Here is a 25872-nt window from a genome sequence, read left to right on the forward strand (position 1 = left end):
GAGTTCTAGCAGCTGTGCCGCATACCGAAAGCGTTTGGTAGTTAGAACGTTTGGGTGGCGGGGACGACGTGGATGGCGTGGTAGCAGTTGCGCCGGACTCTCTAGATGTGCGGAACGTTGTGCACAGTGGGACTCGCCACGAATCAAGGGTTGCAGCATGTGACTGTTGTCGGAAGTTGGGGCAATATCTTGGCGCTGGAATCACATTACAGTGTATAGTTGCCTTGTAGAAGGCGGTCGCCAGGTAAATGGAGTGGGCGCCGCGCAGTGGATAACCAAAAGGAGTTCGTATGGCGCAGGCAATCGCTTCTCCGGCAGTGGAGTCGAGCATTCAGGGTGAGAAAATTTGGGCACACTCGGGTGATTCTCATGTGATGGAACCGGAGGATCTCTGGACCTCCCGACTGCCCAAGCGTTTGGCCGATCGAGCACCCCGAACCGAACGGGGTGACAAGTACGAAGTCATCTACGTCGACAACAAGACGATGACCCGGAACCTCAACGACTTCATGGATGCCATGCGGCCGCCCGGATTCTGCGACCTCGACATTCGTCTGCAGGATCTTGAGCAGGAGGGCGTGCGTTGCCAGCTAGCCTTCCCGTCGGTCGGCTTCTGGTCGGTCGATATTAGTGAACCCGAACTGTCACAAGCGGTGGCCCACGCGTGGAACGAATGGGCCAAGGACGATTTCATGGGCCACCAGAACCGCATCTTCACGCCGGCGATGATGCCCCTCGTCGATGTCGCAGATACCGTCCGAGAACTGGAGTGGGCGCGGGAGAACGGATTTCAGTCCGTTTTCCTGCCGTGCACGATGCCCGCGGATAAGGACTGGGGGTTGGATCTGTGGAAGCCGCTGTGGGACGCCGCCGCCGCCAACGACATGGTGTTGGCCTATCACATCGGCACGGGCGGTGCGCAGGTGGTCTACCGGGGTCCCGGTGGCGCAGTGGTGAATTACATGGAGACGACCTATCCCGGTATGCGCGTGATCTCGCACCTGGTCGCCAGCGGAGCCCTCGACCGCCATCCCAACCTCAAGATGCTGGTCGCCGAGGGTGGCGCCGGATGGGTACCGGCCATCGGCGACCGCATGGACGAGGCTTACCGTCAGCACGGCATGTTCGTGCGGCCGCGACTGGATCGGCTCCCGAGTGAGATCATCCGTTCGCAGGTGTACACGTCTTTTCAGCACGACATCAGTGCCGTGCAGGTTATCGAGGACACCAACTACTACAACGTCATGTGGGGTGACGACTACCCTCACCTCGAGGGCACGTACGGACACACGCAGCAGACGTTGCACGACATCTTCGACACCGTAGATCCCAAGATCAAGGACCGCGTGCTGCGCGGTACCTTCGAGGAACTGTTCGATGTTCCGGATACGGGTGAACTGAGCATCAAGACGTCCTGAGTACATATGGCACAGGGCAGCCTGGTGGTCCACCAGGCTGCCCTGTGTCGTGGCTATGGACTCTCGCTCAACGCAATGGCGTTACGCCGCAACGGAATAAACTCAACCTGAAGGGTCATCGGCGGCTGCCTTCTTCGAGTCCCGGGTGCGGCTGCCTCGCCGAGTGTCAACCGCAGTGGAGGTTCTCTTTGGTGGCATTGAGTTGCCGCCCAGGGATGCTACGAATGTCGCGACGCGCCGTCGTGCGTCCATGAGATCTGTCTGCGGATCGGCAGCCCATTCATACGCGTAGCCTCGGGCCATGGCCGAGGCGATGCTTGCAACGTCCGCCGGATGCCAGTCTGACGAAATCTCGCCCCGCGCAATGGCATCCCTCGCTGCGTCCTCGGCCGCCTCACGAAACTGGATTGTCTGATCGATGAGCCTTGCCGCTGCCCATGTGGCCGTCGGTTCCAGCGTCAACATCAAGTACGCCCGTGCCTGGTCGGGCGCTTCGACGCATCGGGACAGCGCGGAGTCGATGATGGCGGCGAATCGCTCTCGGCCCACTTTGCCTTCGGTGACGGATCTGAACACTTCAGCATTCTTGGCAAGGATGGTGCCGAGCACGGATTCGAGTAATCCGGCCTTCGAACCGAAGTGGTGGGTAGCCAGGCCACGGCTGTAACCAGCGAGCTGTCCCACATTGGCCAGGGTCATTGCGTCATAGCCGCCACGCGCAATCATCTGAACCGCAACTTGGCTGATGAGTTCCATGGCGCTCTCGCGTTGCATCTGGCGAATACCGGGCATCGTCACGCTTTCGGAAGTATCGGCCTTTCTTGCAGGTTTTATCGTAGTCGAGCGGCTCGAAGGGCCGTGGTGAGAAATCGACCAGTGCGTGACTAATGTTGCATTGCCGCGCAGCGGTGGAAGGGATCAATGCTCGGCCTCCACCGCCGCGCAGCAGGCTAGTCGGCTCGCAGGGTGACCGGCAGGTAGCTCACCATACGGACAGCGATGTTGCTGTACACCGGTTGCTTGCCCGGTGAAATGTGATAGCGCGGAAACCGGCGGTGGAATTCTTCGACCGCCAGTTTCAGTTCCAGCCGAGCCAGGTTCGACCCCAGACAACGGTGGGTTCCGCTGGCGAACACCATGTGAATCTGCCGCGCACGGTCAAACTTCACTTCGAGTGGATTATCTATCTTCGCCGGGTCGGCGTTGGCGGCCGACCAGATTGCGTGAATCGCCTCACCGGCATGTATCACCTCGCCGCCTAGGTCGATGTCTTCAGTCGCGTACCGGGTGCCCGATGGGACGGGCGACTCGTACCGCAGCAGTTCCTCCACCGCCGCTCGGATCGAGGTGGGATTCTCCACTAGGAAGTCGCGCTCATCAGGATTGCGGGCCAGCCAAGCGAAGATGCACGACATCGACGCGGTGACCGTGTCAAGGCCGGCGAACATGAGTAGGAACAGCATGTTCAGCAACTCGAGCTGAGTAACCGGCTCACCGTCGACGGTGCCCTCCATGAGCGTGCCGAGCAGGTCATCGCGCGGCGGGTGCTTGCGGCGCTCTTCGATCAGCGCGTTCAGATACTCGTAGAGCTTCAGACCGGCGACTGCCGCCGAGGCCATCTTCTCCTCGGCCGTATTGCCCTCCGCGTGAATCACCCCGTCCTTGAACTCGAGGAAGAAGTCGAGATCTTCGGTGGGCGCTCCGAGCAGCCCCAAAAACGTTAGACAGGGGAGCGGTACGCAGAACTTCTCGTAGAGATCCACTTCCTCTTCATCGCTGAAGCTGTCGATGAGTTCAGCGGCCAGCTTTCGGAAGCTCGATTCGAGCTCCGCCACTCGCTTGGGCGCGAACAGCGGGTCGAGCAGCTTTCGGTACTTCATATGGTCCGGGCCATCGAGTTCCAAGGGGATGAGCGCGCTGCTACTACCCAATATCGACCCGCGGCCTCCTTGGCCGAGCACAGCCGGATGGCGATTCACGGCCAAGATGTCGTCGTAGCGGTACAGGTGTACAACGCCGTCGATGCGCTCCAACCGGACTTCTTTGGCCTTGTGGTGGTAGAAGTCCTGCGGTTGACTCTCGGATTCGACTTCGGTGAAGATTCGCGCCAACCGCGAATCGAATGGCGCCGCGGATGTGGTCATGATGGCAAGCTCCCAATCTTGCCGCTCAGGCTTTCCTCGGCGTAGGTGAGGAATTGCAGCGGATTCACGCACATGAGCTGCTCTTCAACCACCGTGACCCGGCCATCTGGGTGGTAGAACTTTCCGCTGGCCGAGCACAGCATCCAGATCTCCAGTCGCACGCCCAACACCTGCACCCATGGGAAGAACGCACGTCCGTGGGCAGAGTAGTCGAGTACAAGCGTGCCCTTCTCCGAGGCGAGTACCAGGTTCCACTTACAGGGCAGCGACAGCCCGCTTCGGCGATCGGACCAGTGCTCCAGGACTGTGTTGGTGATCTGACCCGTCGTGTAGGCGATCTCCTCGCCGTCCACCTGGACGAATGCCAGCTCGAGCCCCGGTCCCGGGTACCGGAAGTACCAGACCGCGAAGTCGGTGTTGATCAACCAGTTCCAATAGATCGGGTCGTAAGGCGCATTGTTGTTGATGTTGTTGGTCTCTTTACCGACCGTCATGTGCTCGCGGATTCCGTGGGTCTCGAAGGTGTAGGCCTTCCCGTCCACAGTGATGCTTCCCGAGACTTCGCTCATGATGTCGTACCAAATCGGCACGACGGCAGGATCATTCGACTTGCCCCAAGGCCACAGCGTCGGATGCGCCGGGGTGAAGGTCAAATCGAGGCTCACTCCGGCGTGTTCACCGCGGATGTGCCACTTATCGGGCGTCGCCTTGTAGACGCGACCGCCGATCGACCATGAGACGGCGCCATCGTCCTCGGCGATGGTCAAATCCGAGCGAGCACGTAGTTGGGCCGCCTGCGCTCCGGTGGCGATAAAGGTGTGATCCGACAGCGAGCCGCGACGCTCAGTGGGGACCATGACCAGAGTGGTCACGTGTTCGATGGTCTGCCCGGTGTGCAGCCACTGGCCGCCTTCCCGTCCCGAGATGATGCAGATGCGGGTCCACAGCAGGAAGTCCATGCCTTCTGACGAACCGACGAAGGTGAACCCACTCTGTTGCCAGAATTCCTGCCCGGGCTTGGGCTGGGGGTACGACTCGCCTTCAGCGGACAGGTCGATGGGTGAAAGTTTCAGTGTCATCAAAGGTTTCCTTGCGTTGTCGTCTTAGTTCCCGGGACGGGCCGAGAGCACGGTCGTCGTCAGTACTTTCGGTGTATCCGTCACCCCGCGGGCGCGTCGGTAAATTTCGTCGATCTTGCTTTCCCCGACATCGACGCCCCGGGTTATCTGACCGTCTTCGACGCGGACGACCATGACGTACTCATAGCTGACGCGTTCCCCGGTGCTCTTGATGCGACGGTGACACCTGGCGTAGACCGCCACGAGTTCGTCGCCGAATGGTACGCAGTCGAGTAGCTCCTCACCCCGTTCGTCTGGCTCCATCAATTGTGCTGCCTCACGGGACAATTCGAACACCGCCTCCTTTCCGAGCGCCATCTGGAGGTTGCCGTGTGAACTGGTTCCGCAGTAGGTGACGTCGTCAGCGAAGAGCGTGTCCCAACCGCCCTCGAGATAGCCCCCCATCGTCATGCCCGCTTCGGAACTAGGACCCTCGAACAGTGCCCTCGCGAGGGCGACGTTGGGGTGGACATCGGTCACTTCGTAGCCGCCTTCATGGAATTCAACGTGTCGATGTCGCCGCGCTCGCCGGGCGCCAGTTCTACGACGTTCTGGGCACCGGTGCGAAGTTCGGGAATGTAGGGAACCTTGCGATTAGTCGACTGGCGGTCTCCCGGGTGGCGCGGGGCCATTCGCCCCGCGGCATCCACCCTGAAGCCCAGCAGGTCAAGTTCCTCGGGCGACAGTTGTTCGTAGACGTCGTCGTGCAAGGACTGCAGGAAGTTGTCGATCGGCTTCACCCAGCTCTGCCCCCAGATGGCGCCCACCGAGTAGCGAGTCTTGTCCGAGGTAGACGCGCCGGACTGGTGCCAGAGGCGGCCGTCCCAGGAGAAAATGTCGCCCGCCTTGCAGGTGATCGGCACAGTCTCGGTTGCTTGGGCGCTGGTCGCCCCCTTGTTCGCGTCGAAGTTGACCTGGGGCGGCGGGCCCAGATGGCTGCCTGGGACCACGCGCGTGGCGCCCATGTCTTCTTCGAAGTCGCTCAAGCAGAAGAAGAAGTTCAGGAAGACGGGCGTCTCCGTCTCCGTCTTTACCGGAACCCACTGTTGATCGGTGTGAATTGTCATGGACTCGCAGCCCTTGCGCTGGATGATGCCCGACGTCGAGGACAGTTGGTAGGGAGCGCCGCGGAAAGCGTGCTGGCAGTATTCGTGAACGAGTGGGTTTTTCAACACGATGTCCATGAAGACGCGGCCCTTGTTGACGAGCATCGTCACGTTCTGCCAAGCGGGCGTTTGACCGTCCGCTCCTCCGTACCACGTCTTGCCGGTGAAGCTTTGATTGCTGATCAGGGCGACGTCGTATTGGCGCTCCAAGTCCGCTTGTTCGATGAGCCGCTCCTTGAGGGCCTCCACCTGGTCGGGACTGAGAACGTTCTTGTGGACCACCAGGCCGTATTGGTCGAGCGCCGCTTTGCCGGCCTCGACGTCCGTCACCGGGTCCGGTAGTCCTGAACTCGTCACCGCGGCGGTCGCGGAATCAAGGTTTTGTGTCATATTGTGAATCCTCTCTGTGCAAGACGTCGAATAATTAAGTGCTGCAACAGATCTGACCCGCGCACGTCTGGGTGACCGCAGGCTTTCAGGGCTGTGGCAGTCAGGGTGTTGCGTGGGTGGTCTGACCGCTGCTGTCGGGTGCGTAGGTGCTTGCCATTGCTGCCTTCCGCTTCCGAATTGACCGACGAATAAGAGCGCGACACCGGGTTGGGGTGGCTTGTCGATCCACAAGCCAAATAGCTCGCTGAGCGTATGACAAGCGAATGGGAGTGTCAAGCGTCACAGTGGATCGGCGCTGGCCTCGGCACGCGGGTTGATCGGATCCAACGGCCGACTACTAGTCGTGCGACCTCATCAGTCGCGTTTTGGGCGGTTGTCGCTGTGTTATACAGCTGCGGTGCTGTTGATCACGGGACCGTCGGGCAACGTGGGCAGCGAAGTGGTGGACGTGCTCAAGGCGCGCCTGGCGGCTGACGAGTGGCGGGTAGGGGGTCGCCACCCGGAGCCGTTGCGTTCCCGCGTGGAGGGTCGGGCCCAGGTGTGCCGCTTCGACTTCTTCGAGCCGGCGACGTGGCAGGCGGCGCTCGAGGGGGTCGACACGATGTTTCTGCTGTTCCCGCTGCCTACTAATCGTGCCGCTCGCGAGGCCGTGATTCCTTTCCTACGGGCAGCCGAGGAGGCCGGCTGTCGTCACGTGGTCTATCTGTCGGTGTTCGGCGCCGACCGCGCCCGCGTGATCCCGCACTACAAGGCCGAAGCCGCATTGCGGGCGTCCGCGATGAGCTGGACGCTGCTGCGGTGCAGTTTCTTCATGCAGAACCTGCACCGTTCGATCTCGACTCACGGCACCGACATCGTCGAGCGCGGCGAGTTATTCATTCCGGCCGGACGTGGACTGACCAGCTTCATCGACGCCCGCGATGCCGCCGACGTCGCCGTGCTGGCACTGTCCGACCCGCCACGGCATCGCAACGCCGTCTATCACCTCACCGGGCCGACGATATTGAGCATGGCCGACGTCGCCGCGGCTTTGACCGAAACCCTCGGCTATCAGGTCACTTACACCCGCCCGGGCCTGGTGCGATTTGCCGCCCGCTTGCATCGCCGGGGCGTGGGCTGGGACGCCATCGCGTTCATGGCGGCGGTGTACACGCTGACGCGGCTGGGACGTAACCAGCCGATCACCGACGAAGTCGAACAGTTGCTGGGGCGTCCGCCGCGCAGCCTGGAGGTGTTCCTGCAGGACAGTGCGTGGCGCTGGGAACAACGTGCCTGGACCTGACGGGGCCGCCGGTTGGGGTTAGTTCGCCGCCCAGAAACGGTGCCGCACTTGCGGATGCGGGGGCAACTGGCCAGACGGCGCTTTGGCCGACCATGCGGTGCCTTCACACACCAGGTCGTGGGGCATCGGGATCTGGTCGGGCAGTAGCGCTCCGCCGGGCACCGCGTCGACGATCGACTGCACCGGTAGGGGCGGCGCCAGCGCTGCGGTATCGGGCAGGGTGGTCAGCGCGGCCGGAATGTTCGGAACGGCGGCGGCCGGGACCGGAGCGGGTACTGCGGCAGCGGGTGCAGGAACTACCGGCACTGGTGCGCCGAGGGGAAACCCCGCAGGCGGAACGACCACAGGTACTGCGGCCGGTGGCGCGGCTACCGGTGCCAATGCGGAGTCCTCGATCGGTGCTGCCATCGGTACGTCGGCGGGGACTGCGGCGGCTTCGGGTGCGGCAGCCGCTGCGGGCGCGGGTGCGGCGGCTTCCGGAGCCGGAGCCGGGGCGGCCGGGGGTGGGGCGGCCGGAAGTGCTTGGGCCGGAGCCGCTTCCAGCGCCGTCGGCGGTGCGGCAACGGGTGCTTCCGGCGCGGCGGCTGGGGGTGCTGCCGGAGCTGCAGCCGCAGCTTCGGGAAGCGGTGCTGCCGCCGGTGCTGCCGCCGGCGGTGCAGCCGAGATGTCGGCCACCGGCGTCACGTCGGTCACGGGAGCCGCCACCGGTGCGGCAGGTGCAGCCACGGGAGCGGCCACCGGAGCAGCGACCGGTGCGGCCACCGGGGCAGCAACAGGTGCAGCCACCGGAGCAGCGACGGGCGCAGCGACAGGTGCAGCGACGGGAGCAGCGACCGGTGCGGGAACAGGGGCGGCAGCAGGTGCGGCCACCGGCACCACCGGCACGCCAAGCGGTGCAGGGATTACCGGAACCGCAGCAGGGACAACCGGAACCGCCGCGGGTGCGGCGGCCGGGCCCAATGCGCTATCGGTCACCGGCGCGGCGGCCACCGGCATGGCGGCGGCCGGAGCCGCGGCCGGAATCGCGGCCGGAGCGGGGGCTGCCGCGGGCACAGCAGCCGGTACCCCGGCGGGCACAGCAGCCTCCGGTGGGGCAGCGGCCAGCGCCGAGGAGTCCGGGATCGCATTACCCAGCACCTCGGGCAGAGTCTCCGGCGATGCGGTGAACTGCTCGATGATGCTCCCGCACGGCACCCCGGGGCTGGATGCGGTGTCGGCGCCGGCCAGTGGTTGGAGGGAGAAGCTGAACAAGATCAACGCGGCGATACCGACCGACAGTGCTGCCGGACGGTCGATGGTGGGTGACAAGACTTCCCCGTCTCTGGTGATCTTGATCCGTCAACCAGACGGTATCGGGTTGCGGGCCGCAGACAAGGCGACGTGGGCGCCTTTATGAAACCGATGCACGGCAGAGTCGCATCGGTGATCCGATTTCTGAATCCATTGCGATTCAAGGCGTTTGCCATCGCGTCGGACAGCGAGACCGACCGATCAGGTGTTGTCGGCGTTGCTCCGCGGGAAACCGCCGCCCTGGGGGAAGAGCGGGAAGACGACATCGTCGAGCTTCTCCGGATCGCCCGCGGTGCGGTTGATCGTTGCGCCCCAGATGTTTCCGTCCGGCGACACCTGCAGGGCCCACGCGTGGCCGTGGGTGTCCTGGCGCACCACCTCGGGCTCGCCGGTGACAGCGCCGGTGCCCTGCGCCAGCCGCACCGCGACCGTTTGCTTGGTGTTGACCAGGTTCACCAGGATCGTGCCGTCCAGCGCCGCGCACCCTGCCACGCCCGGCCGGTCGGGCCACGTCCACACGGTCGACGCTTTGGAATCCGGTCCGATGCGCTGCAGCCGGTCGCCGGCGGGCGTGCGATCGGTGATGTAGAGCGACTTGTCCGTCGGGTCGATGCACATGCCGCCGCCGGAACCCATGCCCGACAGGGCTGTCGTCGGCGGCGCCGGGTTGACTGTGGTCGGCTGCTCGATGCGAATGACCTTGCCCGCCAACGAGTTCGGGTCGGCAGCCAGCCCGGGGTTGCCGGCGTCGCCGGTCTGGACCACCAGCGTGGTGGGGCTGGTGAAGATCAGCGAACCGGTGTTGCCGACCGCCCCCTTCGGGATGCCGGCCAGGATCTCCTTGGGGATGTCGCCGTCGGCCACCCGGATCACCCGGTTGTCGGTCGGCGTGCTGATGTAGGCGTACATCAGCCGGTCCTGCGAATAGGTGGGCGAGAGCACGATGTCCAGCAGTCCGCCGTCGCCGCTCGGATCGACCGGTATGACCGTGCGGATCTTGGGTTCGGCGCTGACCGACACCTCTTTGACCGCGCCGGTGGTGCGTTCGGCGACCAACGCCGTCTTGCTGTCCGGTCCCATGATCAGACCGCTGGTGCTCTCCAGGCAGCCCTGCATGACACCCGGTGCGGGGCAGGCCTTCGGGAACGGTTTGGGCGGCAGCGGCGGGGGAGGCGGCGGCGTCGAGGTCGGGCCCGGTGCCAGCTGGGGGGCGGTGGTGAACGGTTGCGAAATCGAGTTGTTGAACTTCGCGCAGCCCGACAACACCAGGGTCGCCGCACACACCGCGGCCAACACCCCACGGACCGGGCGGCGCATTCGCATGCCCGCCAGGTTACGGATACAGCCCCGGTGTTCGCCACGACGGTACGGGCGAGCCTGCCCGCAACGGCGGCGCGGACGCGAATTTGACCGCCGAAAGCGCCGCTCAAATCCCCGATTTGCGCGAAGTTGCACTTACTCTGACTTTCGTGACGAGTCAAGGCCCCGAAACGCGCTGGCAACGCCCCGACGACTCCTCGGCTCGACCCGCGTCGGCCCAGCTGGTCGACCCGGAAGACGATCTCCCGTCGGCCACCTATGGTGGCGACTTCGAGACCACGAAGATCCCGCAGTACAACCCGGCAATCTCCAGTCCGGACGCGTCGCCGTCGACCGGTTACGGGTTGCTGCACGACCCGGAGCCGCTGCCCTACGTACAACCGCATGCCCAGCCCGCACCGATCACCGCGGCAGGACCGATGGAGATCGAACCCATCGACGCCGAGGAGCGGGCCAAGGCGGCGGGGCGGCGAGGAACCCAAGACCTGGGCCTGCTGTTGCTGCGGGTCGTCGTCGGCGTCATCTTCATCGCCCACGGCCTACAGAAGGCGTTCGGCTGGTTGGGCGGGCAGGGGATGGACGGCTTCGAGACCGCCCTCGCCGACGCCGGGTACCAGCACGCCGGGCTACTGACCTACGTCGGCGCCGGTGCGCAGATCATCGTCGGTGTGCTGCTGGTGCTCGGACTGTTCACCCCGCTGGCCGCGGCCGGCGGATTGGCCTACCTGGTCAACAGCCTGCTGACCGTCATCTCCGCGCAGCGCCAGGACGGCTATCTCTCGGTGTTCGGCGCGCAGGGGATGGAATACCTGCTCGTGCTCACCGCGGCCGTCGCCTCGATCATCCTGGTCGGCCCGGGCCGCTACGGGTTCGACGCCGGCCGGGGCTGGGCACGCCGGCCGTTCGTCGGCTCATTCGTCGCCCTGGTGGTCGGCATCGGCGGCGGGGTGGCCGCCTGGTTCTTCCTGCACGGCAGGCTGGGCTGATCACCCTGCAGGTGGATCCTTACTCGTAGGGGTTGGGCACCCGGCCGCCGCTGGCCGCGGTCAGCAGCGGCAGTGTCGCGAACGTCACCGCGGGCAACCGCAACTCCGAGTCGTCTCCCAGCCGGGCCTTGGCCCAGGCATTCCGGTCGAATCGCAGCCCCTGAACGTCGTCCCACCGCACCGTCCGGCTGCCTAACAGGCTGCGTGCGGTGACCGTCTCCCGGTTGGCCACGGTCCGCAGCCGGACGATCGCCACCGAGGCCACCACCGGTATCGCCAACAGCGCCGAGCCCCAGGCCGGGAACAGCGGAATCAGGGCCATCAGCGCCAGCGCCAGGAAGCCGGAGGCGAAGTGGGCCATCGGTGACATCCTGATCACCACCGGCTTTGTAGGTTCGGTGGTGGCCGAGGTCGGGTCGGGGGCGAAACCGGAGGGCATGCCTGCATCATCCCACCACCGCCGGGGTGACCGAGATTTGACGCCTGACCAGTGCGGAGGCTACCGTCGGCATATGAAGTTCGGCGGAATGCTCGTAGTAATTGGCCAGCGCGTTGGTGCCGCGCTTGCCCCCACCCGGGCATAGCCACTCGCACCAGCGCGCAACCCTCGTACAGCCGCCGACGCTGACGGGGGTTTTTTCTTGCCCCAAGGAAACAACACGAGGACATCGAGGACAACGTGAGCGCACCGACCACGCGAGCACCCGAGCCATCGGCGGCCCCGCCCGCCAACGGCGCCGACGCCGCAGCGCAAACCACCGGTACTACCGCCCCCAAGTCGGTCTCGCCGACCAAACGGATCGCCCCCTACCAGCTCACCGGCGCCGAGTCCGTGGTGCGCTCGCTGGAGGAACTCGGCGTCGACACCATCTTCGGGATCCCCGGCGGCGCGGTGCTGCCGGTCTACGACCCGCTGTTCGATTCCAAGAAGCTGCGCCACGTCCTGGTCCGCCATGAGCAGGGCGCGGGCCACGCGGCCAGCGGCTACGCGCACGCCACCGGCAAGGTCGGCGTCATGATGGCCACCTCCGGTCCGGGCGCGACCAACCTCGTCACGCCGCTGGCCGACGCCCAGATGGACTCCATCCCGGTGGTCGCCATCACCGGGCAGGTCGGCCGTGCGCTCATCGGCACCGACGCCTTCCAGGAAGCCGACATCTCCGGCATCACGATGCCGATCACCAAGCACAACTTCCTGGTGCGCAACGGTGACGACATCCCGCAGGTGATCGCCGAGGCGTTCCACATCGCCGCCACCGGACGCCCCGGCGCGGTGCTCGTCGACATCCCCAAGGACGTGCTGCAGGCTCAGTGCACGTTCGCCTGGCCGCCGCCGATCGACCTGCCCGGCTACAAGCCCAACACCAAGCCCCACAGCCGTCAGATCCGCGAGGCCGCCAAGCTCATCGCCTCCGCGCGCAAGCCGGTGCTCTACGTCGGCGGCGGCGTGATCCGCGGGGAGGCGACCCAGGAATTGCTGGATCTGGCCGAGTTGACCGGTATCCCGGTGGTCACCACCCTGATGGCGCGCGGCGCCTTCCCGGACAGCCACCCGCAGAACCTGGGCATGCCCGGCATGCACGGCACGGTCGCCGCGGTGGCCGCCCTGCAGAAGAGCGACCTGCTCATCGTTCTGGGCGCCCGATTCGACGACCGGGTGACCGGCAAGCTGGAGTCCTTCGCGCCCGAGGCCAAGGTGATCCACGTCGACATCGACCCCGCCGAGATCGGCAAGAACCGCAACGCCGACGTCCCGATCGTGGGCGATGTGAAGCTGGCGATCGCCGAGTTGATCGAAGCTTTGCGGAAAACCGCCGGCGGGCAGGAGCGAAGCGACCGGGGAATCGGCACAGCGCCGAAGGCGGATCTGGACAACTGGTGGGAGTACCTGTCAGGAATCCGGTCGACCTACCCGCTGAGCTGGGATCCCCAGAGTGACGGCAGCCTCAGCCCCGAGTACGTCATCTCCGAGCTGGGCAAGATCGCCGGGCCCGACGCCATCTATGTCGCCGGCGTGGGCCAGCACCAGATGTGGGCCGCGCAGTTCATCAAGTACGAGAACCCGCGCACCTGGCTGAACTCCGGCGGGCTGGGCACCATGGGCTACGCCATCCCGGCGGCCATGGGAGCCAAGATGGCCCGTCCCGACGCCGAGGTGTGGGCCATCGACGGCGACGGCTGCTTCCAGATGACCAACCAGGAGCTGGCCACCTGTGCCCTCGAAGGCGTGCCGATCAAGGTCGCACTGATCAACAACGGCAACCTCGGCATGGTGCGGCAGTGGCAGACCCTGTTCTACGGCGAGCGCTACAGCAACACCGGCCTGTCCACGCACAGCCATCGCATCCCCGACTTCGTCAAGCTGGCTGAGGCGATGGGCTGTGTCGGGTTGCGTTGTGAGCGTGAGGAAGACGTCGTCGACGTGATCAACCAGGCGCGCGCCATCAACGACCGCCCGGTGGTCATCGACTTCATCGTCGGCGCGGATGCACAGGTGTGGCCGATGGTCGCCGCGGGCACCGGCAACGACGAGATCATGGCCGCGCGCAATATCCGTCCGTTGTTCGACGACAACGAAGAAGGACGGGCCTGATGTCGGCGAACACTGTCACCCATACCCTTTCGGTGCTCGTCGAAGACAAGCCCGGTGTGCTGGCCCGGGTGGCCGCACTGTTCTCGCGGCGTGGCTTCAACATCGAGTCGCTGGCGGTGGGGCCCACCGACCAGAAGGACATGTCGCGGATGACCATCGTGGTCACCGCCGAGGAGACGCCGCTCGAGCAGATCACCAAGCAGCTCAACAAGCTGATCAACGTCATCAAGATCGTCGAGCAGGACGATGACAACGTGGTGGCGCGCCAGCTGGCTCTGATCAAGGTCCGCGCCGACGCGGGAACTCGCAGCCAGGTGGTCGAGGCGGTGAACCTGTTCCGCGCCAAGATCATCGACGTCTCCAACGAGTCGCTGACGATCGAGGCGACCGGTACCCAGGAGAAGCTCGAAGCGCTGCTGCGGGTGGTCGAGCCCTATGGCATCCGCGAGACCGTGCAGTCCGGTGTGGTAGCACTATCGCGCGGTCCGCGCGGCATGACGAACTCCAAATAAAGAAACAAGACAGAGAGCAGAAGGAACTCCACGTGGCAATCGAGATGTTCTACGACGACGACGCCGACCTGTCGATCATCCAGGGCCGTAAGGTCGGTGTGATCGGATACGGCAGCCAGGGGCATGCCCATTCGCTGAGCCTGCGGGACTCCGGCGTCCAGGTGAAGGTGGGCCTCAAGGAAGGCTCCAAGTCGCGGGCCAAGGTGGAGGAGCAGGGCCTCGAGGTCGACACTCCCGCCGAGGTCGCCAAGTGGGCCGACGTGATCATGCTGCTCGCGCCCGACACCGCGCAGGCCGAGATCTTCAAGAACGACATCGAGCCGAACCTCAAGGCCGGCGACGCGCTGTTCTTCGGCCACGGATTGAACATCCACTTCGGTCTGATCAAGCCTCCCGCCGACGTCACCATCGGCATGGTCGCCCCCAAGGGCCCCGGCCACCTGGTGCGCCGCCAGTTCGTCGACGGCAAGGGCGTGCCCTGCCTGGTCGCCGTCGAGCAGGACCCGACCGGTGAAGGCCTGGCGCTGGCGCTGTCCTACGCCAAGGGCATCGGTGGCACCCGCGCCGGCGTCATCAAGACCACGTTCAAGGACGAGACCGAGACCGACCTGTTCGGTGAGCAGGCCGTGCTGTGCGGCGGCACCGAGGAACTGGTGAAGACCGGCTTCGAGGTCATGGTCGAGGCGGGCTACGCCCCCGAGCTGGCCTACTTCGAGGTGCTGCACGAGCTCAAGCTGATCGTCGACCTGATGTACGAGGGCGGCATCGCCCGGATGAACTACTCGGTGTCCGACACCGCGGAGTTCGGCGGCTACCTGTCGGGTCCGCGCGTCATCGACGCCGACACCAAGGAACGCATGCGCGCCATCCTCAAGGACATTCAGGACGGCAGCTTCGTCAAGGAACTCGTCGCCAACGTCGAGGGCGGCAACAAGCGCCTGGAGAAGCTCCGCAAGGAGAACGCCGAGCACCCGATCGAGATCACGGGTAAGAAGCTGCGCGACCTGATGAGCTGGGTCGACCGGCCGATCACCGAAACCGCCTGACGCCAGGGGCGTCTGGAACCACCGAGCCGAAGCCACGCAGGAACTCCTGCGTGGCTTCGGTTTTGGAACGACCGTTGGCTCTCCGCGGATGTGATACGGGGGCGAGCGATGGCGATTCATGACTGCACCGCGGCCGGTTGGTTGTAGTCTCTGCGCTCAGAGTCGGTGCCGCCGACCAGGTGTGGGGGAGTGACTGTGCCCGTTGCAGATTCTGCAGATTCTGTCGAGCAGGTTCCGGGCCGGTCGACGGCACCCGGGAGCCGCGCCGGCATCGGCTGTGCGCGCTACCTCGGCTGGGCCGGTGCGCTGACGATTGCCCTGGGCGCCGCGGCGGTCTCACTGTCCACGCCGGCGGCCGCCGACACCGGCGCGACGGCATCGAGTGGCACGGCGTCCACCGGTGCATCCTCGCCCCGAGCCTCTGCTGCCCACCGCGCAACGGGCGCAGCGAAATCGAGCAAACCGGCGTCGATGTCGCCGGTGCCGCGTGCCGGTTCGGCTCGCACGGCGGTCGTCACCGGTGCCCGGGTCGCGGCTGGTTCGCCGGCGCTGAACTCGGTCCAGACGTTCGTCGGCACCTTCGTCGGCGACGGTACCCCCACTCATCCGGATGCCGGTCTGCTGATCGGGAACGGCTACAGCTGGACCTCGGAGACCTGCAACCAGGGTGCGGCGTGCGCCGGCGGACGGTCCGGTCTGGTGTGGGGCAACGGCGGCAGCGGCTACGCCGGCGGTAACGGCGGCTCGGCGGGTCTGCTGGGCTCCGGCGGCGCCGGCGGTGCGGGCGTCGACGGTGGTGCCGGTGGCGCCGGCGGCCGGGGTGGGCTGCTCGCGGGCAATGGCGGTTCGGGGGGTGCCGGCGGGGCCGTCACCGGAACCGGCCTGGTCGCCGGTGCCGGCGGTGCCGGTGGTGACACCGGCGTGTTCTCGGTTCTCGGTGTTGCCGGAACCGGCGGCGCGGGCGGTGCGGCGTCCGGAAACTTCGGCGCCGGCGGAACCGGTGGTGCGGGCGGCAATACGGGTCTGTTCTCGGTGTTGGGCCAGGCCGGTGCGGGCGGTGACGGCGGTGCGGCCACGGGCTACGCGGCGCTCGGCGGTGCCGGCGGCGGCGGGGGCCACGCCGGTGCGCTGTCGATCGCGGACGGCGGCGACGGTGGCTCCGGCGGTGCCGGGCCACGCGCGGGTGGCGCCGCGGGTCAAGGTGGTGCGGCTGGGCTGATCGGTACCGGCGGCGCAGGTGGCGTCGGGGGCTGGGGTGCGGTCGGTGGCGCAGGCGGTGCCGGTGGCGTGTTCTGGGGTGACGGCGGTGCCGGCGGATCCGGTGGTGCCGGCGCGGTCGGTGGCGCCGGTGGCGGTGCGCTGTTCGTCGGCAATGGCGGTGCGGCCGGCTCTGGTGGTGCCGGTGCGGCAGGTGGAGTCGGCGGATCCGGCGGTCTGCTCGCCGGCAACGGCGGTGCCGGTGGCGTCGGCGGGGTGTCGGCCGCGGGTGGAGCCGGTGGCCGGGGCGGACTGCTCGGCATGACCGGAGCCACCGGGATCGCCGGGGGCGCACCGGTGGTCGCGTTGGCCTACGACCCCACCGCCGACTTCATGACGGTGGGTGTCAAGGTCAACGGCACTCAGCTGACGAGTGTTGAAATCGACACCGGCTCAGCGGGTTTCGTCATTCCCATTAACCTGTTGGATCCCAACGATCTCGGCCCGACGCTTGGCGTCACCGGCATGATCCAGTACGCGGACTGGGGACGCTTCTACTACACCGTCTATACGCCCACCCTCGACTTCGGCAACGGCATGGTGACTGCGGGCACCCCGGTCGCGGTCGTCGACCACATCGAGGAGCTGAACTCGGACAACCAATGGGTGCCGGTTCCGCAGTCGGAGTGGGATGAGCCGCAGTACGCCACTGCCCTCGCCCCGACGATGGGCGTCGCCCCCTACACCGGAGGCGACATCGCCAGCCCCGTCCTGACGCTTCCGGGCGGACTCGGGCAGGGCCTTTTAATCAACGAGCCGGCGGGCCAGGTCGCGTTCGGTGCCAACCCGTTGCCTGCGGTCACCAGCGTCCCGGGCTGGTTCTATTCCACGCTCTCGGTCAAGGTCAGCTACGACTCGGAATCCACGACCACCCAGGGCGCGACCGCCACCGTCGACAGTGGCGGTATCGGCGGCGGCGTGCCGGCAGCCATGCTGCCCCCAAACCTGGCCGGCATCGCCGAGTACGACCCGCTGAGTGTCGGCACCGTCATCGAGGTCTACACACCCGATGGTCAGACACTTCTCTACTGGACGACGGTTACCGAGGCCCAGGTCGTGGCGCAAGAGGCACCCGAAGTGTGGCCCGCCAGCCTGGGCTTCAACACCGGCATCATCCCGTTCCTGCAGGGGCCCATCTACGTCTCCTACACCCCTGCCTACGTGCCGAACCCCGCTAATTTCTACGGCGGCACCGTGGTCTTCGACTTCACCCCAGCGCCACTGCCGAGTGCCTAAGCGGGGTAGTCAGGGCCGCAGCGACGGCACCGGCAACCCGAATTCGCGGCGCAACACCTCGCGCGCCGCGTAATAGCCGCACATGCCGTGCACACCGGTGCCCGGAGGAGTGGCCGACGAGCAGAGATAAGCCTGCGGAATCGGCGTGGTCCACGGATTCCAGCGCAGCGTCGGCCCGACCATCGCGGCGAACAGCGTTGCGCCGCCGACGATGATGTCACCGCCGACATAGTTGGCATTGTGGTCGGCCATCTGCGCGGCCGGCACGCAGCGTGCCGCCACGACCAGATCACGAAACCCGGGGGCGCTCTCCTCGAACATCGCCGTGATGGTCTCGGTGAGATCGGCGGACGAATTGGCCGGAACGTGCGCATAGGTCCACAAGGGGCGTCGTCCCGCCGCGTCGATACGGGACGGATCGCACAGATGCGGAAGCGCGGCCAGCGTCATCGGCCGATCGGCGTGACGACCGGAGGCGATCTCCTTCTCCGACTGCGCCATCTGAGCCCGCGTGCCACCCATGTGAACCGTCGGTGCCGAGGCCATCCGCTCGTCACGCCACGGAATCTCGCCGGACAGTACGAAATCGACTTTGCAGACACCAGGACCGTATCGGTAGCGCCGCAACGCCTTTGCATACCGGTCGGGCACATCGGGTCCATAGATGTCGAGCAGGGCGGTGGGCGCGGTGTCATAAATGACCACGCCGGGCGGTGGCGCCGTCACCGGCTCACCGACGATCAGTTGCCCGCCGTGGGCCTGCAGGTCGGCCAGCAGCGCATCGACGATCACCTGGCTCCCGCCCACCGGTACCGGCCACCCGGCGGTGTGGGCCACGGTGGCGAGCATGACCCCGGCGCCACTGTTGACCGGCGACGGCATCGTCGAAATCGCATGCGTCCCAACACCAGTGAACAAGGCGCGGGCATCGTCGCCGCGCAGCATTCCCCATGCCGGACTGCCCTGAGCAAGGACCCGCAGGCCGGCCCGGATGGTGGTCGGCAGATCCGGCGGGAGCGAACGCTTGTCGCCGAGGAAGAAGCCGAGCACACCCTCTGGGTGCTTGGTCAACGGGCCCAGCAGCGCCCGCCACGAGTCGCCGTGTTCAAGGTCCGCGCAGGTGCGCGCCAGGTCGTGATAGGCGATCGCCGCCCGGCCGCTCGGCAGCGGGTTGGCGTAGGAGATCTCCGGCACGCGCAGCGCCACCCCGCGTGCGGCGAGGTCGAACTCGGCGAAGAACGGGGAGGCCAACGCCAGCGGGTGGATCGCCGAACAGATGTCGTGGCGCACCCCGCCGTACTCTGGATCGGGCAGGGTGCGTGCCCCGCCGCCGAATGTGGGCTGGGCCTCCACAACCTGCACAGCCAGCCCGGCCCTGGCGCAGATGACGGCAGCCGCCAACCCGTTGGGACCGCTGCCGACCACGGTGACGTCCACCTACCCAGTACACCCCACCGAAGCCGATGGTCGCGCGGGGGCCGGGACACATTAGGCTGACCGGCGTGAATCTGCCCGTTGTGTTGATCGCCGACAAACTCGCCGAATCGACCGTCGCAGCCCTCGGCGACAACGTCGAGGTGCGCTGGGTCGACGGCCCGGACCGCCCGAAACTGCTGGCAGCGGTGGCCGACGCCGACGCACTGCTGGTGCGCTCGGCGACCACCGTGGACGCCGAGGTGATCGCGGCCGCACCCAAGCTCAAGATCGTCGCCCGCGCCGGCGTCGGCCTGGACAACGTCGACGTCCCGGCGGCCACCGCTGCGGGTGTGCTCGTCGTCAACGCGCCGACCTCCAACATCCACAGCGCCGCCGAACATGCGCTGGCGTTGATGCTGTCGGCCGCGCGCCAGATCCCGGCCGCTGACGCCACGCTGCGGGAGCACACCTGGAAGCGGTCGTCGTTTAACGGCACCGAGATCTTCGGCAAGACCGTCGGCGTCGTCGGCCTCGGCCGCATCGGCCAACTCGTCGCCGCGCGCCTGGCTGCCTTCGGCACGCACGTCGTCGCCTACGACCCCTACGTCCCGCCGGCCCGCGCTGCCCAGCTCGGCATCGAACTGCTGTCCCTCGAGGACCTGCTGCCCCGCGCCGACTTCATTTCCGTCCACCTGCCTAAGACCCCGGAAACCGCCGGTCTGCTGGGCAAGGAGGCGCTGGCCAAGACCAAGCCGGGTGTGATCATCGTCAACGCCGCCCGCGGCGGCCTCATCGACGAGCACGCGCTGGCTGAGGCGATCAAGAGCGGTCATGTCCGCGCCGCCGGGCTCGACGTGTTCTCCACCGAACCCTGCACCGACAGCCCGCTGTTCGAGCTGCCTCAGGTCGTGGTCACCCCGCACCTGGGCGCATCGACCACCGAGGCGCAGGACCGGGCGGGCACCGATGTCGCCGAAAGCGTGAAGCTCGCACTGGCCGGGGAGTTCGTCCCGGACGCGGTCAACGTCGGTGCCGGCGCGGTCAGCGAAGAGGTATCGCCATGGCTGGACCTGGTCCGCAAGCTCGGTGTGCTCGTCGGCGTCCTCACCAGCGAGCCGCCCACCACCCTGTCGGTTCGGGTCAGCGGCGAGCTGGCATCCGAAGATGTTGAGGTACTGAAACTTTCGGCCTTGCGCGGGTTCTTCTCCACCGTCACCGACCAGCAGGTCACCTTCGTCAACGCCCCCGGCCTGGCCAACGATCGCGGTCTGCAGACCGAGCTGAGCACCGCCAGCGAGAGCATCAACCACCGCAGCGTGGTCGACGTGCGGGTGGTCGGTCCGGACGGTTCGGCGACCAACGTCTCCGGCACCCTGTCGGGTCCACAGCAGACCGAGAAGATCGTCCAGATCAACGGGCGCAACTTCGATCTGCGGGCCGAGGGTGTCAACCTGATCCTGCACTACACCGATCAGCCGGGCGCGATCGGAAAGATCGGCACCCTGCTCGGCGGGGCGGACGTCAATATCCTGGCCGCGCAGATGAGCCAGGACACCAGCGGTACGGCAGCCACCGTGATGCTGCGCCTGGACCGTGACGTGCCTGCCGATGTCCGTGCGGCGATCGGCGCCGCCGTGGGCGCGGTGACTCTGGAAGTGGTGGACCTGTCATGAAACTGGCTGTGATCGCGGGCGACGGTATCGGCCCGGAAGTCATCGGTGAAGCACTGCAGGTGCTCGACGTCGTGCTGCCCGGTGTGGACATCACCGAGTACGACCTCGGCGCGCGGCGCTACCACGCCACCGGTGAGCTGCTCACCGAGCAGACCATCGAGGAACTCAAGGGCTACGACGCGATCCTGCTCGGCGCGATCGGCGACCCGTCGGTGCCCAGCGGCGTGCTCGAACGTGGCCTGCTGCTCAAACTGCGCTTCGCGCTGGACCATCACGTCAACCTGCGGCCGGGTCGGCTGTACCCGGGTGTCAGCAGCCCGCTCTCCGGGGTGACGGGTATCGACTTCGTCGTGGTGCGCGAGGGCACCGAAGGTCCCTACACCGGCAACGGCGGGGCGCTGCGCGTTGGGACACCGCACGAGGTGGCCACCGAGGTCAGCGTGAACACCGCGTTCGGCGTCGAGCGGGTGGTGCGTGACGCGTTCGCTCGGGCCCAGTCCCGCCGCAAACATCTGACGCTGGTGCACAAGACCAACGTGCTGACCTTCGCGGGCAGCCTGTGGTCGCGCGTGGTCGCCGAGGTTGGCGCGCAGTACCCCGAGGTCGAGGTCGCCTACCAGCACATCGACGCGGCCACCATCCACATGGTGACCGACCCCGGCCGGTTCGACGTCATCGTCACCGACAACCTTTTTGGCGACATCATCACCGACCTCGCCGCAGCGGTCTGCGGTGGAATCGGCTTGGCGGCCAGCGGCAACATCGACGCCACCGGCACCAACCCGTCGATGTTCGAGCCGGTGCACGGCAGCGCCCCGGACATCGCGGGCCAGGGTATCGCCGATCCCACGGCGGCGGTGATGTCGGTGTCCTTGCTGCTGAACCACATTGGTGAGCACGCCGCCGCCGCACGCGTCGACAAGTCCGTCGCCAACCATCTGGCCACCCGGGGAGACACGACCTACTCCACCCGCGAGGTCGGCGAGCGGATCCGCGCGGCGCTCTAGCTGCTCTGGGTGCTCGGCGGGTCGGCCGGCACCAACTTCAGCGCGGCGAGCGGGAACAGCGCGCACACCGCGAACGCCACCGGATAGCCCAGCACACCGATCACGGCGCCGAACAGCGGTGGGGTCAGCCCCGCCGTGAACAGTTGGCTGGTGTTCTGCGTGCCCAGCGCCCGCCCGCTCCAGAACGGCCCGGCGATCTCGGCGATGGCGGTGAACGCCAGTCCGTTGTCGCTGACCGTGATCACCGACGCGGCGACCATCACCGCGATACTGACCGGCCAGTGCAGCGCATCGGTCACCGCGAGGGTGAGCATCGAGGCGGCCGCGGCGACGGCGATCATCCGGATCGGTCGCAGCCGTAAGCCCATCCAGTCCGACCAGCGGCCGGCCGCGATGCGGCCCAGCGCGCCCAGGACCTGGGCGCCCAGCACCAGCACGCCGGCGGACTCTGGCGACCATCCGCGATCGGCGATCAGCCACACCAGCGTGAAGGTCCACACCACACACTGCGGAACCACCAGCAGCACCGACACCGCGTGGATGCGCCACAGCACCGTCGACCCGCGGTACGGGTTGGCCAGGTCGCCGGCGGGAGCCTGCGCGCGCGGCGGTCGCGGCGGGTCCAGCACCAGGACCGCGCACACGATGGCCGCCACCACGCACACCACGGCCGGGAACAGCAGCGCGGGTCCGACGCCGTGTTCCTGGGCGAGTCGGGGGATCACCAGCGCGCCGAAGCCGACACCCAGAGGCTGTGCGGTCTGGCGGATGCCCATCACCAGCCCGCGCTGCTGGGGCGGGAACCAGCCCACCACCAGCCGTCCGCTGGCGGAGTTGCTGCTGGCCGCCGCCATGCCGCCGAGCAGCAGGAACACGCCCATGACGGGCAGCGAGTGCGCGGTCGAGGCGGCGAAGGCAGCCACCGCGGTCAGCGCGGAGCCGACGGCCAGGACGAACCGTTCACCGATGCGGTCCACCACATAACCCCAGGCGATGAGCGTGAACACCATGCCGAAACTCGGCAGCGCCGAGATCAGGCCGGCTTTCGCCAGATCCAGCCCCATCGTGGTGTGCAGCGTGGGAATCAGGAAGGCGACGCCGTTGATGAAGACATTGGCCGACAGCGTCGCGAACAGGGCGATGACGAGCATCGACCAGCGCCGCAGATTGCTGATGGTGTCGACGTCCACCTGGTCATGATCGCACGGGCATCTCACGATGCTGAATCAGAATCTCAGAATATGAGAACCATGGCGTGAGGAATATCGCAGTGGCGCTCCGAGTGGCGCTGGGCCTGACTCCTCACTCGAAGCGAAACGGCCGACCACTAGGCTCTATCGAATGCGCCTGGGTCGAATTGCCAGTCCCGACGGGGTCGCCTTCGTCAGCATCGAAGGTGACGGGTCGGACCTCCAAGCCCGTGAGATCGCCGAGCATCCGTTCGGCACTCCGACGTTCACCGGGCGGAGCTGGCCGCTGGCCGACGTCCGCCTGCTGGCGCCGATCCTGGCCAGCAAGGTGGTCTGCATGGGCAAGAACTACCTGGCCCACATCGAGGAGATGGGCGGCGAAGCGCCGGAGGATCCGGTGATCTTCCTCAAGCCGAACACCGCGATCATCGGCCCGGGCATACCGATCCAGCTGCCTGCCAATGCCTCACCGGTGCACCATGAGGGCGAACTGGCGGCAGTGATCGGGCGTCCGTGCAAGGACGTTCCCGCCGCGCGGGCCGCCGAGAACATCCTCGGTTACACCATCGCCAACGACGTCTCGGCACGTGATCAGCAGAAGGCCGACGGCCAGTGGATGCGTGCCAAGGGCCACGACACCTTCTGCCCGGTCGGGCCGTGGATCGTCACCGACCTCGACCCGTCGGATCTGGAGATCCGCACCGAGGTGAACGGTGAAGTGCGCCAGCTCAGCCGGACTTCGATGATGATCCACGACATCGGCGCCATCATCGAGTGGATCTCGTCGGTGATGACCCTGCTGCCCGGCGACCTCATCCTCACCGGCACCCCCGAGGGCGTTGGCCCGATCGAGCACGGCGACACCGTCAGCGTCAGCATCGAGGGCATCGGCACCCTCACCAATCCCGTCGTGCGAAAGGGCAAATGATGACCGGGGCGGCCAACAAGACTGTGCGCGTGCGGTTTTGCCCGTCGCCGACGGGTATTCCGCATGTCGGTATGGTGCGCACCGCGTTGTTCAACTGGGCCTACGCCCGTCACACCGGTGGCACCTTCGTCTTCCGCATCGAGGACACCGACGCCCAGCGTGACTCCGAGGAAAGCTATGCCGCACTTCTGGAAGCGCTGCGCTGGCTGGGTCTGAACTGGGATGAGGGACCTGAGGTCGGCGGCCCGTACGAACCGTACCGGCAGTCCCAGCGCAAGGATCTCTACGCCGATGTGGTCGCCAAACTCGTCGAGTCCGGTGAGGCCTACCCGGCTTACTCCACACCCGAAGAGGTGGAGGCGCGTCACCTCGCGGCCGGCCGCAATCCGAAGCTGGGCTATGACAATTACGACCGCGACCTGACCGAGGAGCAGCGCGCCGCCTATGCCGCCGAGGGGCGCAATGCCGTTCTGCGCCTGAGGATGCCCGATGAGGACATCAGCTGGCATGACCTGGTGCGCGGCAAGACGACCTTTGCCGCCGGCACGGTGCCCGACTTCGCGCTGACCCGCGCGACCGGAGAACCGTTGTACACCTTGGTCAATCCCGTCGACGACGCGTTGATGAAGATCACCCACGTACTGCGCGGTGAGGACCTGCTGCCCTCGACGCCGCGCCAGATCGCCCTGTACCAGGCGCTGATTCGCATCGGTGTGACCGACCAGGTTCCCGAATTTGCCCATCTCCCACCGGTTCTGGGGGATGGAACCAAGAAGCTGTCCAAGCGCGATCCGGAATCGAATCTGTTCCTGCATCGCGAGCGAGGGTTCATTCCCGAGGGTCTGCTGAACTATCTGGCGCTGCTGGGCTGGGGGATCGCCGAGGACCGCGACATCTTCAGCATCGAGGAGATGGTGGCCGCCTTCGACGTCGTCGACGTCAACTCCAACCCGGCTCGCTTCGACCAGAAGAAGGCCGACGCCGTCAACGCCGAGCACATCCGGCGCCTGGATCCTGCTGAATTCGCCACGCGGCTGGCCGGTTACTTCGGGGAGCACGGTCATGACACCGGGCTCGACGACGCCGCGTTCGCCACCGCAGCCGAGTTGGTGCAGACCCGCATCGTGGTGCTCTCCGACGCCTGGGGGCTGTTGAAGTTCCTCGACAACGACTCCTACGAATTGGACCCGAAGGCTGCGGCCAAGGAACTCGGGCCCGACGCGGTGCCCGTGCTCGACGCGGCGATCACCGCACTCGAGGGGTTGACCGTGTGGACCACGCCGGCCATCGAGGACGCCCTCAAGGCCGCACTGCTCGAGGGGCTCGAGCTCAAGCCGCGCAAGGCGTTCGGGCCGATCCGGGTGGCTGTGACGGGTGCCACGATCAGTCCGCCACTGTTCGAGTCGCTGGAACTGCTGGGCAGCGACCGCAGCCTGCGGCGACTGCGGGGCGCGCGCGACCACGCGGGGGTGCTGGACGAGGACGGCTAGAATCTTTGATAGTGTGCTCGTCGGCCCGCAACCGATGCCGGACAGGCGTACGTCACCCGCTAAACTGGATGACAGCCTTCTGACCAGCGGTTACTGGTAGCCAATGGGGTATGGTGTAATTGGCAACACTAGGGATTCTGATTCCCTCATTCTAGGTTCGAGTCCTGGTACCCCAGCAATTTCATCGGCAAGCTGCTCAATTTCGTCGGTACGACGCTCTGAGCTATGCTGACTTCCCGGTACGCCGCAAGGCGCGCCACGGATTGGTTCTGGCCCCGTCGTCTAGCGGCCTAGGACGCCGCCCTCTCACGGCGGTAGCGTGGGTTCGAATCCCATCGGGGCTACCAAACCGAATCGCCCGGTCATCGACCGGGCGATTTCTCGTTTCGGCCCGCTGTGCTGCACCGCATATAGCGACCGTCTGCCGCGGGTGACATTCAGCAAAGTCCGCAGAGGCGCATAATTCCGGC

Annotated in this window: 21 protein-coding genes and 2 tRNA genes; 13 read left to right on the top strand and 10 right to left on the bottom strand. The window is 66.4% G+C overall.

Annotation, left to right across the window (positions count from 1 at the left end):
• Positions 1–290 precede the first annotated feature (290 nt).
• The gene (locus tag OG976_RS22085; RefSeq protein ID WP_328353651.1) at positions 291–1418 is read left to right on the top strand and encodes an amidohydrolase family protein; all 1128 of its coding nucleotides are present in this window, start codon (positions 291–293) and stop codon (positions 1416–1418) included.
• Between the two features lie 102 nt (positions 1419–1520).
• On the opposite strand, the gene OG976_RS22090 is transcribed toward OG976_RS22085, so the two are convergent.
• The 5 genes from OG976_RS22090 to OG976_RS22110 all read right to left on the bottom strand — a co-directional run bounded on the left by OG976_RS22090 (position 1521) and on the right by OG976_RS22110 (position 6176).
• Positions 1521–2210 (bottom strand): TetR/AcrR family transcriptional regulator, encoded by a 690-nt coding sequence (locus OG976_RS22090; protein WP_328363886.1) that lies wholly within the window; start codon positions 2208–2210, stop codon positions 1521–1523.
• Positions 2211–2368: 158 nt separating this feature from the next.
• Positions 2369–3562 carry a cytochrome P450 gene (locus OG976_RS22095; protein ID WP_328353654.1) on the bottom strand — a complete coding sequence of 398 codons (1194 nt, stop codon included), beginning with the start codon at positions 3560–3562 and terminating at the stop codon, positions 2369–2371.
• Entirely contained in the window at positions 3559–4521 is a 963-nt protein-coding gene (locus tag OG976_RS22100) for a DUF7065 domain-containing protein (protein WP_328353657.1), read from the bottom strand. The genes OG976_RS22095 and OG976_RS22100 overlap by 4 nt, the downstream gene beginning before the upstream one ends.
• Before the next feature lie 144 nt (positions 4522–4665).
• Positions 4666–5160, bottom strand: coding sequence for a nuclear transport factor 2 family protein (locus OG976_RS22105; protein ID WP_328353660.1), 495 nt, complete (start codon positions 5158–5160; stop codon positions 4666–4668).
• Positions 5157–6176, bottom strand: coding sequence for a phytanoyl-CoA dioxygenase family protein (locus tag OG976_RS22110; RefSeq protein WP_328353663.1), 1020 nt, complete (start codon positions 6174–6176; stop codon positions 5157–5159). The genes OG976_RS22105 and OG976_RS22110 overlap by 4 nt, the downstream gene beginning before the upstream one ends.
• Before the next feature lie 397 nt (positions 6177–6573).
• Here OG976_RS22110 and OG976_RS22115 point away from each other — a divergent pair, with 397 nt between their 5' ends.
• Positions 6574–7458: an NAD(P)H-binding protein gene (locus tag OG976_RS22115; protein WP_328353666.1), complete on the top strand. Its 885-nt coding sequence runs from the start codon at positions 6574–6576 to the stop codon at positions 7456–7458.
• 18 nt (positions 7459–7476) lie between these two features.
• Here OG976_RS22115 and OG976_RS22120 read toward each other — a convergent pair whose 3' ends face one another.
• Positions 7477–8766, bottom strand: coding sequence for a hypothetical protein (locus OG976_RS22120; protein WP_328353669.1), 1290 nt, complete (start codon positions 8764–8766; stop codon positions 7477–7479).
• A 183-nt stretch (positions 8767–8949) separates the two neighbouring features.
• On the bottom strand, positions 8950–10071 hold the full coding sequence (locus tag OG976_RS22125; RefSeq protein ID WP_328353672.1) for a PQQ-dependent sugar dehydrogenase: 1122 nt from the start codon (positions 10069–10071) through the stop codon (positions 8950–8952).
• Between the two features lie 146 nt (positions 10072–10217).
• Between OG976_RS22125 and OG976_RS22130 the strand changes: the two genes are divergently transcribed.
• Positions 10218–11054 carry a DoxX family protein gene (locus tag OG976_RS22130; protein WP_328353674.1) on the top strand — a complete coding sequence of 279 codons (837 nt, stop codon included), beginning with the start codon at positions 10218–10220 and terminating at the stop codon, positions 11052–11054.
• Positions 11055–11073: 19 nt separating this feature from the next.
• Here the strand turns inward: OG976_RS22130 and OG976_RS22135 are convergent, their stop codons facing one another.
• Complete coding sequence (locus OG976_RS22135; protein WP_328353677.1) at positions 11074–11493, bottom strand: PH domain-containing protein; 420 nt, start codon at positions 11491–11493, stop codon at positions 11074–11076.
• 240 nt (positions 11494–11733) lie between these two features.
• On the opposite strand from OG976_RS22135, the gene OG976_RS22140 reads away from it, so the two are divergent.
• From OG976_RS22140 to OG976_RS22155, 4 genes are all read left to right on the top strand, one after another.
• Positions 11734–13647: an acetolactate synthase large subunit gene (locus OG976_RS22140; RefSeq protein ID WP_328353680.1), complete on the top strand. Its 1914-nt coding sequence runs from the start codon at positions 11734–11736 to the stop codon at positions 13645–13647.
• Positions 13647–14159, top strand: a complete 513-nt coding sequence (ilvN, locus tag OG976_RS22145; RefSeq protein WP_328353683.1) for an acetolactate synthase small subunit — start codon at positions 13647–13649, stop codon at positions 14157–14159. Before OG976_RS22140 ends, ilvN begins: the two co-directional genes overlap by 1 nt.
• Positions 14160–14203: 44 nt before the next feature.
• Positions 14204–15205, top strand: coding sequence for a ketol-acid reductoisomerase (gene ilvC, locus OG976_RS22150; protein WP_328363889.1), 1002 nt, complete (start codon positions 14204–14206; stop codon positions 15203–15205).
• A gap of 189 nt (positions 15206–15394) precedes the next feature.
• Complete coding sequence (locus OG976_RS22155; protein ID WP_328353686.1) at positions 15395–17698, top strand: PecA family PE domain-processing aspartic protease; 2304 nt, start codon at positions 15395–15397, stop codon at positions 17696–17698.
• A 9-nt stretch (positions 17699–17707) separates the two neighbouring features.
• Here the strand turns inward: OG976_RS22155 and OG976_RS22160 are convergent, their stop codons facing one another.
• On the bottom strand, positions 17708–19135 hold the full coding sequence (locus OG976_RS22160) for a phytoene desaturase family protein (RefSeq protein WP_328353689.1): 1428 nt from the start codon (positions 19133–19135) through the stop codon (positions 17708–17710).
• A gap of 65 nt (positions 19136–19200) precedes the next feature.
• Between OG976_RS22160 and serA the strand changes: the two genes are divergently transcribed.
• Together serA and OG976_RS22170 are read left to right on the top strand one after the other, a co-directional pair.
• On the top strand, positions 19201–20787 hold the full coding sequence (gene serA, locus OG976_RS22165) for a phosphoglycerate dehydrogenase (RefSeq protein WP_328353691.1): 1587 nt from the start codon (positions 19201–19203) through the stop codon (positions 20785–20787).
• Positions 20784–21794 (top strand): 3-isopropylmalate dehydrogenase, encoded by a 1011-nt coding sequence (locus tag OG976_RS22170; RefSeq protein ID WP_328353694.1) that lies wholly within the window; start codon positions 20784–20786, stop codon positions 21792–21794. Before serA ends, OG976_RS22170 begins: the two co-directional genes overlap by 4 nt.
• On the opposite strand, the gene OG976_RS22175 is transcribed toward OG976_RS22170, so the two are convergent.
• The gene (locus OG976_RS22175) at positions 21791–22984 is read right to left on the bottom strand and encodes an MFS transporter (protein WP_328353697.1); all 1194 of its coding nucleotides are present in this window, start codon (positions 22982–22984) and stop codon (positions 21791–21793) included. The genes OG976_RS22170 and OG976_RS22175 overlap by 4 nt on opposite strands.
• Positions 22985–23135: 151 nt before the next feature.
• Between OG976_RS22175 and OG976_RS22180 the strand changes: the two genes are divergently transcribed.
• The 4 genes from OG976_RS22180 to OG976_RS22195 all read left to right on the top strand — a co-directional run bounded on the left by OG976_RS22180 (position 23136) and on the right by OG976_RS22195 (position 25749).
• Positions 23136–23912, top strand: coding sequence for a fumarylacetoacetate hydrolase family protein (locus OG976_RS22180; protein ID WP_328353700.1), 777 nt, complete (start codon positions 23136–23138; stop codon positions 23910–23912).
• Positions 23912–25402 carry a glutamate--tRNA ligase gene (gene gltX / locus OG976_RS22185; protein WP_328353703.1) on the top strand — a complete coding sequence of 497 codons (1491 nt, stop codon included), beginning with the start codon at positions 23912–23914 and terminating at the stop codon, positions 25400–25402. The genes OG976_RS22180 and gltX overlap by 1 nt, the downstream gene beginning before the upstream one ends.
• Positions 25403–25506: 104 nt before the next feature.
• A tRNA-Gln gene (locus OG976_RS22190) sits at positions 25507–25578 on the top strand.
• A gap of 95 nt (positions 25579–25673) precedes the next feature.
• Positions 25674–25749 (top strand) — tRNA-Glu (locus OG976_RS22195).
• Positions 25750–25872 lie beyond the last annotated feature (123 nt).

It is taken from the genome of Mycobacterium sp. NBC_00419 (assembly GCF_036023875.1).
Lineage (GTDB): Bacteria > Actinomycetota > Actinomycetes > Mycobacteriales > Mycobacteriaceae > Mycobacterium.